Origin of the sequence: Pseudomonas taeanensis MS-3 (genome assembly GCF_000498575.2) — a bacterium.
Taxonomy (GTDB): Bacteria; Pseudomonadota; Gammaproteobacteria; order Pseudomonadales; family Pseudomonadaceae; genus Aquipseudomonas; species Aquipseudomonas taeanensis.
This window is the reverse complement of record NZ_AWSQ01000009.1, coordinates 89,891-105,878: the sequence shown is the minus strand read 5'-3', so window position 1 is coordinate 105,878 and position 15,988 is coordinate 89,891. Positions and strand designations below refer to the sequence as shown.

Below are 15,988 nucleotides of genomic sequence, written 5' to 3'. Positions count from 1 at the left end.
CTGGTTAGGCGTTCTGCTGCCAGTCATCAGGGATAACGGCGATCACGTCGATCTCCATCAGCCACTGCGGCTGACCGAGGGCTGTCACCACCAGGCCGGTGGAGATCGGGAAGACCCCTTTCAACCACTTGCCGACTTCCCGGTATACCGGCTCACGGTAGCGCGGGTCGATCAGGTAGGTGGTGGTCTTGACGATGTGGCTGAGGTCGCTGCCGGCCTCCTCGAGCAGCTGCTTGACGTTCTTCATCGCCTGCTCGGTCTGCGCGCGCGGGTCGCCGAGACCGACCAGGCGGCCCTCGAAGTCGGTACCGACCTGACCACGCACGTACACGGTGTTACCGGCACGCACGGCTTGGCACAGGTCGTTGTCCAGGCTCTGATTGGGGTAGGTTTCCTTGGTGTTGAACATGCGAATACGGGTATGAGTAGGCATCAGCTGACTCCCATGATGCTGAGTTTTGGGGCGTGCGAATCGGCGTATGCGCCATCAGGCCTTGCCTTGCGCTCAGCCTCTGCTTGACGTTGCGAGGCATCCCGATAGGCGAGATAGGTGCGCTGTTTAACGATGTGGTCGGCAATATGCTTGGCGTCGTGCCAGACGCCCCAGATGAACGCGGAGCCACGGCGCGACAGCCACGGCAGGCCGACGAAATAGACGCCCGGCTCGCTGGAAACACCGCGCTGGTGCTGCGGCTTGCCCTTGGCGTCGCAGGCGTTGACCTTCAGCCAGCTGTAATCGGCTGAATAGCCGGTTGCCCAGATAACCGAGGTGACACCGGCTTCGGCCAGATCGAGCTCAAGCACGGGATTGGTCACACAGGCCGGTTCCGGGAGCATGGTGCGTGCTTCAGGCTCTTCTGGAAGGTCGAGACCATTGCGGGCGATATAGGCGTCAGCGGCATCGAGCAGCGCCAGATAGTTCTCATCGCCGCGAGCCAGGTTGTCGGCAAGATCCGCCTGAAAGGTCACCACACCGTCATTGAATGATTGGGTCAGGCCGACCAGCGTCATCCCCTGGTGGGCCAGCCTGCGAAAGTCGACCGTATGGCCGCCACGCGCACCGCTGACGGCGATGGTGACGTGTTCCTTGCCCGCCTGAACGGCCTCGGCATCCCATTCGCCGAGAACGCCCAACCACCAGCAGAAGTCACGGTTGCGATAAGCGCGCGGAGGACGATCATGCGCGCCCACCGAGAGGTAAACCTGCTTGCCGGCACGTTGCAGCTCATCGGCGATCTGCACCCCCGACGATCCGGCACCCACCACCAGGACAGCCCCTTCGGGTAGTTGCTGTGGATTGCGGTATTCGGCGGAGTGGATCTGCGTAAAGCGCTCATCTTTAGGCGCGATCGGCGGGATCACGGGACGCTGGAAAGGACCGGTTGCGATCACCACCTGATTGGCCTCGATCACGCCCTCGGATGTTTCAACAGTGAAGCCAGGCCGGCCAGCATTGCGTTGCACCTGCTGCACGTCCACACCGGTGCGGATAGGGGCGTTGAACTTCTTGGCATAGGCTTCGAAGTAATCCGCCACCTGCTCTTTCGCGGCAAAGGCGTCGGGGTCGAGACCCTCGAACTCCAGTCCCGGGAAGCGGTCGTGCCAGGCCGGGCCATTGGCGACCAGCGAATCCCAGCGCCCGGTGCGCCAGGCTTCGGCGATACGCTTGCGCTCCAGAACGAGGTGGGCCACGCCGAGTCTGCTCAGATGTTCACTCATGGCCACGCCAGCCTGACCGGCGCCAATAACCAGGGTATCTATTTGTATTTTTTCAGTTGTCATGCCTGTGTCCTTCTGCAAGGCGCTCTGATTCAGGTCGCTCATGGCTGCCGCCTCTGATTCCGATCATTGCCGCTCTACTGTTGCGGCTACCTGTGGGGTGTTGGCCGCATTTTGTTCGGAGCCAGGGATTTGCGAAATTATGATTTTTGTAGTCGCTGGCTAGGAAAAAGCTGCCCGCACGCATACGCGTGGCCCGCATGGCAGAAGGATTGGGATATGGGTTGTTCGGCTTCAGGCGCGACAAACTAGGGTGTTTCGCCAACGCGACGGCGCTTGCAGAATCGGCCTCAGTGTCCTGCCACGCAGAGGATTGCTGAGCAGCATGCGCCTGCCAGCGCCCTGAAACCCAGCAGCGAAAGCGCTCCATGCGGCCGACCTAGCTCTGGGGCGCGTTTACAGAATTCCGGGCTCGGCCCGGATGAAAAACCTACTGCGAGATCACGCCTAGTGTCGTGTCAATCATGAAATGTCGGATCATTGTCGGGTGGGTCGGGCCTCGCAGGTTAGCGGCGCCAAGCTCCGAACGTTCAGGCGGCGCTCTCGTGGCGCGCCGCGTAACCCACCAGGCGATAGGCCTGCGCGCGCCGATGGTGGGTTACGGCGCTGCCGATCTTGCAGGCCCAGAGCTATCGGCAACATGCACCTAACCCACCCTACAGGGATCGCGGTACAGGGGTAAGACCGCGATCCCTGTAGGCATTTAAACTTTGTCGTGACACTAACCGTCCCCAACAGGTTCGGCTCTTCGGCGTGTTGTGGCCGCAGCCTACCCAGGCCACTGGCCGCTCACAGCGCCAGGGCCACCAGCACTGCACACTCCACCAACTCCAGCAGCGCACCGGCGGTATCGCCGGTGGTGCCGCCGAGTCGTTGCAGCATCAGCTGGCGCAGCCAGACGAACAGCAGCCCGGCCACCAGCAGCGCCAGCCCGCCGGCCCAGCCGAACAGCAGCAGCGCTGCGGCATGGGTTGCCAACAGCCAGGGCAGTTGCTGGCGCGGCAGGTGTTCGGCCAGCGCCTGACCCAGGCCCCCGGCACGCACATAAGGGGTGGTGAGAAACAGCAGTGGCACCAAGCCGCGCGCCAGCCAGGGCACCAATAACAGCAGCGCGCCCTCGCCCGCCTGCAGCAAGGCCACCAGCGCGGCGAACTTGAGCAGCAACACCAGCACCAGCACCACCACGGCAATAGGTCCGCTGCGCGGGTCTTTCATTATTTCAAGAGTGCGTTGCCGGTCGCCGAAGCCGCCGACCCAGGCATCGGCCGTATCAGCCAGACCATCCAGGTGCAGGCCGCCGGTGATACCCACCCAGACCGCCAGCAGCAGCGCCGCTTGCAACAGCAACGGCGCGCCGTCGAGCAACTGTTGCAGGGCGAGCAACAGCAGGCCAAGCAGCAGCCCCACCACGGGGTACCAGAGCAGCGAACGGCCGACCTGCTGCGCTGCCGGCATCCCCGGCAGGCTGATGGGCAGGCGGGTGAGAAACTGCATGGCGATCAGCAGCGGCGTCATGCCAGCTCCAGCAACTGGCCGTCCGCCTCCACCCGCAGGCGAAAACGTTCGGCGTGAGCGACCTGCACCTGCAGCAGTTCGGCACACGGCAACCCCCGCGCCCGCGCCAGCAGCAGACGCATGACCCCGCCATGAGTGATCAACAGCAGGCGCTCACCGGCATGCCGCTCATGCAGGCGATGCACAGCGCTCAATACCCGCGTTTCGAAGGCCAGCAGCGGCTCGCCTTCGGGTGGGGTAAAGGCGTAGGGATCGGCCCAGAATCGCCCGAGCGCTGCGGCGTCGGTCTGCATCAAGTCGGCCGCACTGCGCCCCTCCCAGGCGCCGAAGTGCAGTTCCTGCAGGTCTGGCTCCAGAGTCAAGGGCACGCCGTGCTGCCCGGCCAGTTCCTCGGCGAAACGCGCACAACGTTGCAGCGGTGAGCTGATCACCCGGTCCCATGACCCGGCTTCGACCACCGAGCCACGCAATTGCGCCCAGCCCTGCGCAGTCAAAGCATCGTCGAGGCTGCCGCGCAGGCCGCCGCCCAGCTCGGTTTCGCCGTGACGCAGCAGCTCCAGATGCAGGCTCATACCGGACGCTCGGCCACAGCAGCCTCGGCGAAGGTGGCCATCTCGTTATGCAGCCGGCACGCCAGCTGCAACAGTGGCACCGCCAGGGCCGCACCACTGCCCTCGCCCAGGCGCAGACCCAGGTGCAACAGCGGCTCGGCCGCCAAGGCCTGAAGCACCAACTGGTGGCCCGGCTCGGCGCCCTGATGGGCGAACAGCAGCCACTCCCGGCAGCTCGGATTCAGACGCACCGCGGCCAGTGCCGCGACGCTGCAGATAAAGCCGTCGACCAGCGCCGGCAGCCCCTGCTGAGCACAGGCCAGGTAGGCGCCGACCAGGGCGGCGATCTCGAAACCACCGAGCCGTTCCAGCGCCAGCAAAGGGTCATGCAGCGCGGCGCCGTGCAGGGCCAGGGCACGCTCGATCACCGCCGCCTTGTGCGCCACGCCGGCGGCATCCAGCCCGGTACCGGGGCCGACCAGGGCGGTCGCCGACTGGTTCAACAGGGCGCAGGCCAGGGCGCTGGCGGCGGTGCTGTTGCCTATGCCCATCTCGCCGCCGATAAACAGTTCGCTACCGGCCTGCTGGGCGCGCAGCACGCTGTCGCGCCCAGCCTGCAAGGCCGCGCTGGCCTGGTCCGGGCTCATCGCAGGACCACGGGCGAAGTTTTGCGTGCCGGCGCCGATCTGCACCCTGCGCACACCCGGCAGCGGCGGCGTGGGCAGCGCGATGCCGAGGTCGATTACCTCCAGGCTGGCGCCCAGTTGCCGCGCCAGCACGCTGATCGCCGCGCCGCCGCCGACGAAGTTGGCCAGCATCTGCCCGGTGACGGCCTGCGGGAAAGCCGACACGCCCTCGGCGACCACTCCATGGTCGGCGGCGAAGATGCTGATCCACAGCCGTTCGATACCCGGCCGCTCACGGCCTTGCAGGCCGGCCAACTGGATCGCCAGTTGCTCCAGCTGGCCGAGCGAGCCGGAAGGCTTGGTCAGTTGTTGCTGACGCGCCACGGCCTTGGCCTGCATCTGCTGATCCACCGGCTGGGCACCGGCCAGCCACCACGGGTGATTCATAGCGCCTCTCCTTTCAGTCACGCTTGTCAGTTAGGTTCCCTGAGGCGATTAAGCCCAGCAACGAACCCGTAGGCGCCAGCTTGCTGTGGTTCGTCACACCGACGATGCATTTGCATAAGCCTGGATCGCCAGCAAGCTGGCTCCTACAAAGGCTGAGCGAGCGGTTTGCCAGCACAGGTGATTCATAGCGCCTCTCCTTTCAAGACCATCGGCAACCCAGCCACCGTAAAAATCACCCGTTGGCAACGCTCTGCCAAGGCCTGATGCAACCAGCCGGCTTCGTCGACATAGCGGCGGGTCAGTTCGCCCAGCGGCACCACGCCCAGACCGGTCTCGTTACTCACCAGCATGATTCGCCCCGGCAGCTCGTCCAGACACGCCAACAGCGCCTCGCGCTCGGCGCTGAGGCGTGCCGGGTCGTCCAGCATCAGCAGGTTGGTCAGCCACAGGGTCAGGCAATCGACCAGCAGGCACTTGCCCTGCGCCGCGTGCTCGCGCAGCACCCGTGCCAGTTCCAGCGGCTCCTCCACCAGCCCCCAATGCGCCGGGCGCCGTTCGCGGTGGTGCTGGATGCGCGCATTCATCTCGCCATCCAGCGCCTGGCTGGTGGCGATGTAGGTCACCGGCAAAGCGCTGTCGGCGGCCAGTTTCTCGGCCAGACGGCTCTTGCCGGAACGGGCACCGCCGAGGATCAGTTCAAGCATGTTATTCACTCTTGTCTTTGCAGCGATTGCACAACGCACGCTATCCGTCGATGCTTCTGCGCAATATCTGATCGCCAGCAAGCTGGCTCCTACCAAAGCAGGGCTCTGTCTATCCGTTCCTACGCCAACCCGTCGCCCGGCTGCAATCCGGGAAGGCCGTGAATAGAGCCCCAAAATTTCATCCGGGCTACGATTACACACCGCACAATTCGCGCAGTTTCTGCGTATCCAGATGCTGCTCGACCAGATCGGCCAGGCGCTCGATGTCGCGTTCGCGCAGGGCGTGGTAATCCACCGCCTGCACCTCGCGCAACCCGGCCCAGCGCAGCAGTGCGGCGCAGGCCGGACTCGACTCGAACAGACCGTGCAGGTAGGTGCCGAGTATCTGGCCATCGGCGCTGACGCCACCATCGGCGCGGCCATCGTCCAGGCGCACGGCACCATTCAAGCCCTCACCCGTACTGACTCCGGCGTGGATCTCATAACCGCTGACTTCGGCATTCTCCAGGCACAGACGGCCACGCACATTGCGCAGCTGCTTCTGCGCCTCCAGCACGGTATCGAACGCCAACAGGCCGAGGCCTGAGCTGCTCCCGGCCGGCCCTTCCAGACCATGGGGATCGTCGATCAACTGGCCGAGCATCTGCAAACCGCCGCAGATGCCCAGCAGCTTGCCGCCGTAGCGCAGGTGCTTGTCGATAGCCGTATCCCAGCCCTGCTCACGCAGAAAGGCCAGGTCGGCGCGCACGCTTTTCGAGCCGGGCAGGATGATCAGGTCGGCAGGCGGTATCGCCTGGCCGGGGCCGACGAAGCACAGCTCGACCTGTGGATGCAGGCGCAACGGGTCGAAGTCGGTGTGGTTGCTGATGCGCGGCAGCACCGGCACCACCACCTTGAGCGTCTCGGCTGCCTTGACGGCTTGCCGGGTATCGATGGCGTCCTCGGCTTCCAGGTGAAAATCCATCAGGTAGGGCAGTACGCCCAATACCGGTTTTCCGGTGCGCTGTTCCAGCCAGTCCAGGCCTGGTTGCAGTAGCGCAATGTCGCCGCGAAAACGGTTGATCACGAAGCCCTGGACCCGCGCCTGCTCGCTCTTCGAGAGCAGTGCCAGGGTGCCTACCAGATGAGCGAACACCCCGCCCTTGTCGATATCGGCGATCAGGATCACCGGGCAGTCCACCGCCTCAGCGAAGCCCATATTGGCAATGTCCCCTGCGCGCAAGTTGATCTCCGCCGGCGAGCCGGCGCCTTCCACCATCACCACCGGATAGGCGGCGATCAGACGTTGGTGCGACTCCAGCACCGCGTTCATCGCCACCTTCTTGTAGTCGTGGTAGGCCAGCGCATCCATGCTGGTCAGGGCGCGGCCATGGATGATCACCTGGGCACCGATGTCGTTATTGGGCTTGAGCAGCACCGGGTTCATGTCCGTATGCGGCGCAAGCCCGGCGGCCTGGGCCTGCACCGCCTGGGCGCGGCCGATCTCGCCGCCGTCGGCGGTCACCGCGCTGTTCAGCGCCATGTTCTGCGGCTTGAACGGCACCACCGCCACGCCCTGACGCTTGAGCCAGCGGCACAGCGCGGTCACCAGGGTGCTCTTGCCGGCGTCGGAAGTGGTGCCTTGCACCATCAGGGTGGTCATGCAGATTGCTCCTTGAATGCGTGTAACGCCTGCTCTAGCCGCGCCCAACCCGGTTGGTCGGCGGGCAGGCCGAAACGCAGGCTGGGCGGGCTGGCGAACAGCCGGGTGAGGATGCCCTGGCCAGCGAGAAACTCATGCAGCTCGGCCGCCTGCGGGCTGGCCAGCCACTGAAACAGGGCGCAGCCACCAGTGGGCACCAGGGAATGGCTACGCAACAACTCGAGCAGCCGTTCGCCATCGGCCAGCAAGCGCTGGCGCTGCGCCTGCTGGCCGGAGCCATCGCGTAACAGCGCCGTGGCCACCGCCCGAGCCGGGCCACTGACCGTCCAGGGACCGAGCAGCTCGTCGAGCCGATCCAGCAGCACCTGCTCGGCCAGGACGAAACCCAGGCGGATGCCGGCCAGACCGAAGAACTTGCCGAACGAGCGCAGCACGATCAGTCCCGGCAGCTCGCCGTACCTCGCCAGGCTGTGCTGCGGCGTGCAGTCGATAAACGCCTCATCGACCAGCAGCCAGCCATCACGCGCGGCCAACTGGGCATGCCAGGCCAGCAGTTGCTCAGGCGTGAAGCGCTGCCCGCTCGGGTTGTTCGGATTGATCAGCAGCAGCACATCCAGTTGCCCCAGGCTGGCGTCGATGCTCGCCGCGTCGATCTCATGCAGCGCATGCCCCTCGCGCCGCCACGCCGCGGCATGTTCGGCGTAGGCCGGCGAGACGATGCCGACCCGCGAGCGACTGCGCAGGCGCGGCAATGCCTGGATCGCCGCCTGCGAACCAGCTACCGGCAACAAGGCGGGAACGCCGTAATAGTCACGCGCCGCTGCTTCCAGGCCATCATCCAGCTCTGGCAGCCGGGTCCAGGCCGTCGACGGAATAGCCGGCAGCGGCCAAGCGTAAGGCGCGATGCCGGTGGACAGGTCCAGCCAGTCGTCCAGAGCAATGCCATAGCGCTGCGCCGCCGCACGCAGCCGGCCGCCATGCTCAAGCACCGAACAGCGTCCACAACAGTAACAGCGCCAGCCATAGCAGCACACCGCCGTACACCAGATTCAGCGCCCGCTCGATATCCCGCGCCTGGGCGGGCCGCCCTTCGCCCAGCTGCGGACGTTGATGCAGCTCGCCGTGATACTCCGCCGCGCCGCCCAGGCTGACGCCCAGGGCACCGGCGCCAGCTGCCATCACCGGGCCGGCGTTGGGGCTGTCCCACTGTGGCGCCTGGCGCTGCCAGCAGCGTAGCGCCAGGGCCGTTCTGCCGAGCAGCGCATAGGTCAGGGCCACCAGGCGTGCGGGAATGTAATTGAGCCCATCGTCGATCTTCGCCGCAGCCCAGCCGAAGCGTTCGAAGCGTGGATTGCGATAGCCCCACATGGCGTCCAGGGTGTTGCTCAGGCGATACAGCACCACGCCCGGCGCGCCGGCGACGAGGAACCAGATCAGCGCGGCGAACACCGCATCCGAACCGTTTTCCAGCACCGACTCGCTGCCAGCGCGGGCCACACCGCTGGCATCCAGCGCAGCGGTATTGCGGCTGACCATATAGCCGACCCGCTCACGCGCCAGCGCCAGGTCGCCCAGGCGCAGGGCCTGGGCCACTGGCAGCGCATGCTCGCCGAGGCTCTTCAGGCCGAGGGCGGCATACAGGGCGAGGATTTCCACCGCCCAGCCAAACGCCGATACCTGCGCCAGCAACCCGACCAGCAAGGTCAGCGGCAACACCGCCAGGCACCAGGCTGTGACGCCATGGCTGCGCCAGCCGCGCCCGGCCGGGTTTAACCGTTGTTCGATGCGCTCGGCCAGCCGACCGAAGGCCACCAGCGGGTGCCAGCCCTTGGACTCGCCCAGAACCGCGTCCAGGCTGACACCTGCCAGGGTGCTGAGTAACAGGCTCATGGCTGAACCTGCCAACAGCCGCTTTCTACTCTGAGCACGCCTTGACTCCCCATTGATCCTGAAATACCAACTCGCTCAGCGCACGCGGCTCGGCCCAGCCTTGCTGCACCAGCATCGGCGCGTCGTAGAAGGCTTCGACCGGCCCCAGACAGAGCACAGCCAGCGGCTTGCTGCCAGGCGGCATGGCCAGCAGCTCGGCCAGCGCTTGCGGCTCGAACAAGGACACCCAACCCAGGCCCAGGCCCTCGGCGCGCGCGGCCAGCCAGAGATTCTGAATGGCGCAGGCCATCGACGCCAGGTCCATTTCCGGCAGGGTGCGGCGACCGAATACATGCGCCTCGCGCCCCTCCATCAAAGCCACCACCAGCAGCTCGGCGCAATCGCGGATACCCTCGACCTTGAGTTGCATGAATTCGTCGCTGCGCTCGCCCAGGACCTCGGCTGTACGCTGGCGCTCCTCCTCCACCAAGCCGTGGATCGCTTCGCGTAGCGCCGGGCGAGCGATGCGGATGAACCGCCAGGGCTGCATCAGGCCGACGCTGGGCGCCTGGTGCGCCGCCTCCAGCAGACGCGCCAACAGCTCCGGCGCCACCTCGCCGCCACTGAAGTGGCGCATGTCGCGGCGCTCGGCCATGGCGCGATAGACCGCAGCACGCTCCTCGGCGCTGAAGGCCAATTCGCTCATGGCTTGAACAACTGCGCGGCGACTGCGGGAGCGGACGGCAGATAGAAGTGGATATAGGACGCTGTCAGTCGACCGATGCGGTAGACCGCTTCGGCGGTGCGCTTGTAGTTCGGGCACTCGCCGCGCGCCAGGGGTACCAGTTCACCGGTCAAAGCCGAGTGATGGTAGCTATGCCCGCGCAGGCGGCCGTGCGGCAACGCCACTTCCTGCAAGGCCAAGGCGGTCAGCCGTGGCTGCAGGGTCGCCTCGCCCTGCAACAAGCCGAGCATCTGCCCGCTGATCCCGGCCTTGTCGGTCAGTTTGTCGAGCAGATAGAGCATGCCGCCACATTCGGCATGGATCGGTTTGCCGGCGGCGTGATGGCCGCGAATCGCCAGCGCCATGGCCTGGTTGGCCTCAAGCTGCGCCAGGTGCAACTCGGGATAACCGCCAGGCAGATACAGACTGTCGACCTCGGGCAATTGGCTGTCGGCCAGCGGCGAGAAGAAACGCAGCTCGGCGCCCAGCTCGCGCAGCAGATCCAGGTTGGCCTGGTAGAGAAAGGCAAAGGCACTGTCGCGCGCCACGCCGATGCGCACACCGGCCAGCAGTGGCTCAATCGTACGCGACTCAGGCGCGGCGAACTCGACCGCAGGTGGTAGGGCCACGTCGGCGCTGGCGGCCAGGGCATCGGCGGCGGCATCCAGGCGCGCGTCCAGATCGGCCAGCTCCTCGGCCTGCACCAGGCCCAGATGACGGCTGGGCAGCTCGACCGCGGCGCTGCGCGGCAAGGCGCCGTACCAGCGAATCGACTCGGGCAGCGCATCGCGCAGAATCTCGCCGTGGCGCGCACTGCCGACCTTGTTGCCGAGCACCCCGGAGAACGGCAGATCAGGCTGGAAAGTCGCCAGGCCATGGGCCAGGGCGCCGAAGGTCTGGGCCATGGCCGAGCCGTCGATCACCGCCAGCACCGGCACGCCGAACCGCCGCGCCAGGTCGGCCGCCGAGGGCGTGCCGTCGAACAGGCCCATCACCCCCTCGATCAGGATCAGATCGGCCTCACCCGCCGCCTGCCACAACAGGCGGCGGCTCTCGGCCTCACCGACCATCCACAGGTCCAGCTGGTACACCGGGGTGGCACTGGCGCGGGCGAGGATCATCGGGTCGAGAAAATCCGGTCCGCACTTGAACACCCGCACCCGCTTGCCCTGCCGGGTATGCAGCCGCGCCAGAGCGGCGGTGACCGTGGTCTTGCCCTGGCCTGAGGCCGGCGCGGCGATCAACAACGCGGGACAATGGCGAGAGCCGGTCATGCACGCACCTCGCTACCTGCTGGAGCGGACTGGTCCGCTGAAAGCCCATCGAGGACAAGTCCGCTCCCACAGATGTAGCCAAGATGTAATCCGCGGATAGCCTGCCGGCACATGTCCCGGATTGCATCCGGGCTACGGGCTGCGAATGTCCAGAACGATGGCATCAGAATTCGACACCTTTCTGTGCTTTGACGCCGGCCTTGAACGCATGCTTGACCAGGCTCATCTCGGTGACGGTGTCCGCCGCCTCGATCATCCCCGGCAAGGCGCCACGGCCGGTCACCACCACGTGCTGCAGCAGTGGCCGCGCCTCGATGTCGGCGAGTACCGCGTCGAGTTCCAGGTAGCCGTATTTCAGGGCGATATTCAGTTCGTCCAGCACCACCAGGCCGATGGCCGGATCGTTGAGCAACTGGGCCGCGACCACCCAGGCCTCACGGGCCTTGTCGATGTCGCGCTGGCGATCCTGGGTTTCCCAGGTGAAGCCTTCGCCCATCACGTGGTAGCTGACCTCACCGGGAAAGCGGCGAAAGAAGCTCTCTTCCCCGGTGCTGGCGGCGCCCTTGATAAATTGCACCACGCCGACCTTGATGCCGTGACCGAGGGCGCGGGCGACCATGCCGAAGGCCGAGCTGCTCTTGCCCTTGCCGTTGCCACTGTGCACCAGCAGCAGGCCGTACTCGTCCTGTGCCTGGGCGATTTTCTCGTCGATCAGCGCCTTCTTGCGCGCCATGCGCGCCTTGTGCCGAGCATCGCGTTCTGCCGACTCGCTCATCACTTGACCTCGCTCTGCTGGCGCACACCGGAGGCTGCGCGGGCACCGATATAGAGCACCACCGCCAGGCCGAGATACAGCGCCAGGTTGCCCAGGTAACGCGGGTAATACACGCCGATGCGCTCGATCAGCAGCGCCAGGCTAGGGTCTGGATAACGCCCGGAGAAGAACAGGAAGCCGCCACCGGAAAACAGGTAGGCGACAAAGGCAGCGATCGACGCAACGGCCGCCAGCAACAGCAGGCTGCTGAGCTGCTCACGGTGCCAGCCGGCATACAGGCGACCCGCCAACCACAAGGAGCCATAGGCCGGCACCAGCATCCAGTAGGCCGGCGACAGGCACCAGTCACTCACCCCGGACCACTGCATCGCGCCGAAATCCAGCAAGGAAGCCTCGACGAACAATGCCGGGAACAGCCAACGCGGGGTGAGCAACACACCCGCGAGGAAGAACACCGCCCAGGACGCGCTAGGCAGATTGAGCGAGCCGAAGTGATGGCCACGGGTCATGGCCAGCAGCGCCGCCAGGGCGATAGCGACCAGCAGTTGGTTACGCGATGAGAGTTGCAACATGGAGTTCTCCTTGATTGAGCGCAGGCAGGCGATCAGCCCTGCCTGCGCAGTTGTTTACAACGCCTGATAGCGCACCGTGAAATACAGCGCCTGCCCCGGCTGGTTGTAGCCCTGGGCAGTCTCGTAATCGGCGTCGAGCAAATTGGCGACGCGGGTTTGCAGGCGCCATTCGGGGTTGATACGGTATTCACCGCGCAGGTCCAGGGTGGCGAAACCGGACAGTTCCTTGGTGTTGGCCAGGTCGTCGAAGCGTTGACCTTCGGCATGCAGGCTGGCGCCGACGCTGAAATCGCCGAGGCGGCGATCCAGCTCCAGGTTGAACAGCTGCTTGGCACGCCGCGCCAGTTCGTTGCCGTCATTCGCCCCTGAAGAACGGTTCTCCGGCTCCAGCAACGTGTAGTTGGCGTTCCAGTCCCAGCCGAGCCACTGGCTGCCGAGCACCAGTTCGACCCCACGAATGCGAGCAGCGTCGACGTTGGCCGGGGCCATGATGCTGGAGTCGTAGGCGATCAGGTCGTCGATCACCGTGCGGAAGGCGTTGACCGACCAGTGACCCCAGCCATGCTGACCGGCCAGACCGATTTCCAGACTGCGCGAGGTTTCCGCGTCCAGCTCCGGGTTGCCGTAGCCGGGGTAGTACAGCTCGTTGAAGGTCGGTGCCTTGAACGCCGTGCCGTAGCTGATGGTTGCGCGCAGCTCATCGCTGAGGGCGTAGCCATAGCCGATGTTGCCGGTGTCATGCTGGCCGAACTGCTGGTTATCGTCGTGGCGCAGCGACAGCTGCCAGTCGTGTCGGCCGACTTCGCCGAGGTACTGGGCAAAGGTCCCGGTATTGTCCCGCGAGTCTTCGGCGTAGTCGGTAGTGCCGTTGACCTCGTCATGCTGGTAGTCGACGCCCAGGGTCAGGGTATGGCCGGGCGCCAGGCTCAGGTCGTTCTGCCAGCTGGCACTGTCGCGACGGCTGTCGAAGCGCGAGTAGAAGTCACCATCCTGAAAGGCATCGGACTTGTCCTCGCTGCGTCCGACTTGCAGGGTCACCAGCCAGGGCTCCAGCGGCGCGAAACGCGCGCGGGTGCCGAACACCCTGTTCTCGCCATCAGAGTTGGCGTGGAAGCCGCTGGTGCGTCTGCGATTGACCTGGTCGTAGTCGCTGTGCGACTTGGCCTGTAGCAGGTTGGCGTCCAGCTCCAGGCCATTGTCGAAGCGGTAGCCGGCGCTGAGCACGGCGGACAGGTTGCGGTAACCGTCGGCGTCATCTTCGTAGCCGCTGGTAGCTGCCGACTTGACGTTGATGCCATCGGTGTCTGCACCACTGAGGCCCAGGCTGTACCAGCCTTTGCCGTCGCCGCCAGTAATTCCGGCGCTGCCACTGTAGCTGTCATGGGTGCCTACACCTGCGGAGAAGAACGGCTTGGCGCCCGTGCCATTGCCCTTGCGGGTGAAGATCTGGATCACCCCGCCGACGGCCTCCGAGCCGTACAGACTGGAACGCGGACCACGCACCACCTCGATGCGTTCGATCAACTCCAGCGGCAGGTCTTGTAACGCCGCGCCGCCGCTGCTGACCGAGCCGATCTTGATGCCATCAATCAGTACCAGCACGTGGTCGGACTCGCTGCCGCGCATGAATAGCGAGGTGTTCTTGCCCGGACCGCCGTTGTTGGCGAAGGACACGCCCGGCACTTTCTTCAGCAACTCGGGCACCGAGGTGGCCTGACTCAGCTCGATCTGCGCGCGGTCGAATACCGTCACCGCCGCCAGGCTCTGCTGAGCGGTTTGCACGGTACGGGTGGCGGTCACCAGCTGATCGTTCAGTCGGGCGGGTTCGGCTACTTGAGCCTGGGAAATACTGCTAACACCACACAGCAGGGCCACTGCTGGCGTCAAAAGGGACTTACTCATCTTGTCTGTATGCTCCGTCGCTCTCACCCGGGCGACTAAGACTGGGAAAGGCATACGGAGAACAAGAGACGCATGAACGGCAGCAACGGCGCAGCCCACACGCCAGACAACGCCCTCCGCGATGCCATGGACTGCAGCAGGCCGGTCTCCGGGCTTACGAGCTGCGCTCTGATGATCAGAACGCCACCGAACGCACCTTCCCATGCTGACGCACAGTGGCTTTAAGCGTTTGGTGTGACTCGTCTACCGTTGCGGGGGCAGCGTCGGAATGATTTGGCGTATGCACGCGAAACGCACCGACTTCCCTGTTTCACCTCTCTAGCCCTGAGGCCTGTTCCACGAACTCGCGCTAACGCGCGACAGATCGCAAACTGGTCGCAAGGTTGGGGGCACCTGTTGCAAGGCGCGCAGGGTAGAGGCACAAGCCCGTAGCGTCAACGAATAGCCTGTGCGCGCTGATTTTTTTGCGCCGGTCAGCGCCGCCCCTAGCGCCAGGCTCAGGCTCTACCCGGCCGCTAACTGGCTGAGTCGCGGACGATCAGCACGTAGTCCGGGGTCGGGTTCAGTGGGCAGGAGTAGTAATACTCGCCCGGCTTCAGCTCGATCGGATAATCCTTGGTCGCGCCGAGCGACAGGCCGCCGCCCGAAACGCTCGGCAGGGTGACGCGGCCGAGCCCCTGGCCGCGCACCCAGAAACCGAGGTCGTAGGACACATTCAGGTTAGTGACGCGAAACACATAGGCGCCGGGGTCGAGCTCCAGCACCTTGGCCTTGGCCAAACGCTCAGCGGCGGTCTTACTGTTGATTGCCTCGCAGTCCGCCTTTTCGCTCGAGCTATAGCCGTGATCGACACCGTTCTCAGACTCGAGGAATTGGCAGGGCGTCTGGGTCAACTCGATGACGCGGGGTTCGGCCGCCTGCACGGCGGTGGCGAGCACTGCGAGCACACCTACAGGGATTAACGGGCTGAAAAACAGGCTTCTCGTGGACATGGCATGACCTCCTATCCAGAGTGGTGCCTGGCTGACATGGGCATACCGCCAGGCCGTGTTTGAGGTGCCGTGGCCTCCCCAGGCATGAAGACAAGATCAACACCTGGGGCACTGAACATGAGCACCTTGCGACTCAACATGAGGCTGTGTCGCTACAGACCTGAGCACTCGCCAAGGCGCGGATGCCGGCCCGCTGAATATTCAGAATGGGCGCCGAACTACAGGCTGTCTATGGCCGCGGCATAAAGCCCGCTGGCTTGCTCGCCAGCCAGGCAACAAAGCTGCGCAGGCGCTCGTCGCTCAGCAGAGCCTCTCGGTGGTTATAGGTCAGGGCCAGCTCCTTCTCGCTGAACAACCGATGAATCTGGTTGTGGCAGGCGCGACAGACCCACAGGGTGGCGGTGATCCGCTCGCTCCTGGCGTAGCGCTTCTGTACGTAGGTTTTGTCGTGCAGGGCCTTGGGAATCAGGTGATGACGAGTCAACGCCACGCTGCGGGCACAGAGCTCGCAGGCATCGGGCTGGGGCGGCAGACGGATAGGTTCAGGCATGGCGGCAAGACAGTGACTAGGTTCAGGCAGCCCGGATGCAATCCGGGGAATGGCTTAACCGGTGAT

General features: G+C 65.2%; 16 protein-coding genes and 1 riboswitch. All 16 genes read right to left on the bottom strand.

Translation table 11 applies throughout. The features are described 5' to 3' along the window. Nucleotides 1–4: 4 nt before the first annotated feature. Nucleotides 5–433 carry a RidA family protein gene (locus TMS3_RS20750; RefSeq protein ID WP_025167213.1) on the bottom strand — a complete coding sequence of 143 codons (429 nt, stop codon included), beginning with the start codon at nt 431–433 and terminating at the stop codon, nt 5–7. Further along, entirely contained in the window at nt 433–1,824 is a 1,392-nt protein-coding gene (locus TMS3_RS20745; protein WP_025167212.1) for a flavin-containing monooxygenase, read from the bottom strand. Before TMS3_RS20745 ends, TMS3_RS20750 begins: the two co-directional genes overlap by 1 nt. A 744-nt stretch (nt 1,825–2,568) precedes the next feature. Then, entirely contained in the window at nt 2,569–3,294 is a 726-nt protein-coding gene (locus TMS3_RS20740; RefSeq protein ID WP_025167211.1) for an adenosylcobinamide-GDP ribazoletransferase, read from the bottom strand. Next, nucleotides 3,291–3,866 carry an alpha-ribazole phosphatase family protein gene (cobC, locus tag TMS3_RS20735; protein ID WP_025167210.1) on the bottom strand — a complete coding sequence of 192 codons (576 nt, stop codon included), beginning with the start codon at nt 3,864–3,866 and terminating at the stop codon, nt 3,291–3,293. Before cobC ends, TMS3_RS20740 begins: the two co-directional genes overlap by 4 nt. Next, complete coding sequence (gene cobT / locus TMS3_RS20730; RefSeq protein ID WP_025167209.1) at nt 3,863–4,918, bottom strand: nicotinate-nucleotide--dimethylbenzimidazole phosphoribosyltransferase; 1,056 nt, start codon at nt 4,916–4,918, stop codon at nt 3,863–3,865. The genes cobC and cobT overlap by 4 nt, the downstream gene beginning before the upstream one ends. A gap of 182 nt (nt 4,919–5,100) precedes the next feature. After that, nucleotides 5,101–5,622: a bifunctional adenosylcobinamide kinase/adenosylcobinamide-phosphate guanylyltransferase gene (gene cobU, locus TMS3_RS20725; RefSeq protein WP_025167208.1), complete on the bottom strand. Its 522-nt coding sequence runs from the start codon at nt 5,620–5,622 to the stop codon at nt 5,101–5,103. Nucleotides 5,623–5,815: 193 nt separating this feature from the next. Beyond that, entirely contained in the window at nt 5,816–7,264 is a 1,449-nt protein-coding gene (locus tag TMS3_RS20720) for a cobyric acid synthase (RefSeq protein ID WP_025167207.1), read from the bottom strand. Continuing rightward, nucleotides 7,261–8,253 carry a threonine-phosphate decarboxylase CobD gene (gene cobD / locus TMS3_RS20715; protein ID WP_025167206.1) on the bottom strand — a complete coding sequence of 331 codons (993 nt, stop codon included), beginning with the start codon at nt 8,251–8,253 and terminating at the stop codon, nt 7,261–7,263. Before cobD ends, TMS3_RS20720 begins: the two co-directional genes overlap by 4 nt. Then, nucleotides 8,246–9,154 carry a CobD/CbiB family cobalamin biosynthesis protein gene (locus tag TMS3_RS20710; protein WP_025167205.1) on the bottom strand — a complete coding sequence of 303 codons (909 nt, stop codon included), beginning with the start codon at nt 9,152–9,154 and terminating at the stop codon, nt 8,246–8,248. Before TMS3_RS20710 ends, cobD begins: the two co-directional genes overlap by 8 nt. 25 nt (nt 9,155–9,179) lie before the next feature. Further along, nucleotides 9,180–9,839: a 5,6-dimethylbenzimidazole synthase gene (gene bluB, locus TMS3_RS20705; RefSeq protein ID WP_025167204.1), complete on the bottom strand. Its 660-nt coding sequence runs from the start codon at nt 9,837–9,839 to the stop codon at nt 9,180–9,182. Beyond that, complete coding sequence (locus TMS3_RS20700; RefSeq protein WP_025167203.1) at nt 9,836–11,131, bottom strand: cobyrinate a,c-diamide synthase; 1,296 nt, start codon at nt 11,129–11,131, stop codon at nt 9,836–9,838. The genes bluB and TMS3_RS20700 overlap by 4 nt, the downstream gene beginning before the upstream one ends. 163 nt (nt 11,132–11,294) lie before the next feature. Beyond that, nucleotides 11,295–11,906 (bottom strand): cob(I)yrinic acid a,c-diamide adenosyltransferase, encoded by a 612-nt coding sequence (gene cobO / locus TMS3_RS20695; RefSeq protein ID WP_025167202.1) that lies wholly within the window; start codon nt 11,904–11,906, stop codon nt 11,295–11,297. After that, entirely contained in the window at nt 11,906–12,478 is a 573-nt protein-coding gene (locus tag TMS3_RS20690; RefSeq protein ID WP_025167201.1) for a hypothetical protein, read from the bottom strand. The genes cobO and TMS3_RS20690 overlap by 1 nt, the downstream gene beginning before the upstream one ends. A 54-nt stretch (nt 12,479–12,532) precedes the next feature. Next, nucleotides 12,533–14,380 (bottom strand): TonB-dependent vitamin B12 receptor, encoded by a 1,848-nt coding sequence (btuB, locus tag TMS3_RS20685; RefSeq protein WP_025167200.1) that lies wholly within the window; start codon nt 14,378–14,380, stop codon nt 12,533–12,535. A gap of 122 nt (nt 14,381–14,502) precedes the next feature. After that, a riboswitch (cobalamin riboswitch) is annotated at nt 14,503–14,730 on the bottom strand. Between the two features lie 165 nt (nt 14,731–14,895). Then, the gene (locus TMS3_RS20680; RefSeq protein ID WP_200929734.1) at nt 14,896–15,372 is read right to left on the bottom strand and encodes a hypothetical protein; all 477 of its coding nucleotides are present in this window, start codon (nt 15,370–15,372) and stop codon (nt 14,896–14,898) included. 229 nt (nt 15,373–15,601) lie between these two features. Continuing rightward, a complete protein-coding gene (locus TMS3_RS20675) occupies nt 15,602–15,922 on the bottom strand; it encodes a hypothetical protein (protein WP_025167198.1) in 321 nt (106 codons plus the stop codon). Nucleotides 15,923–15,988: the final 66 nt, after the last annotated feature.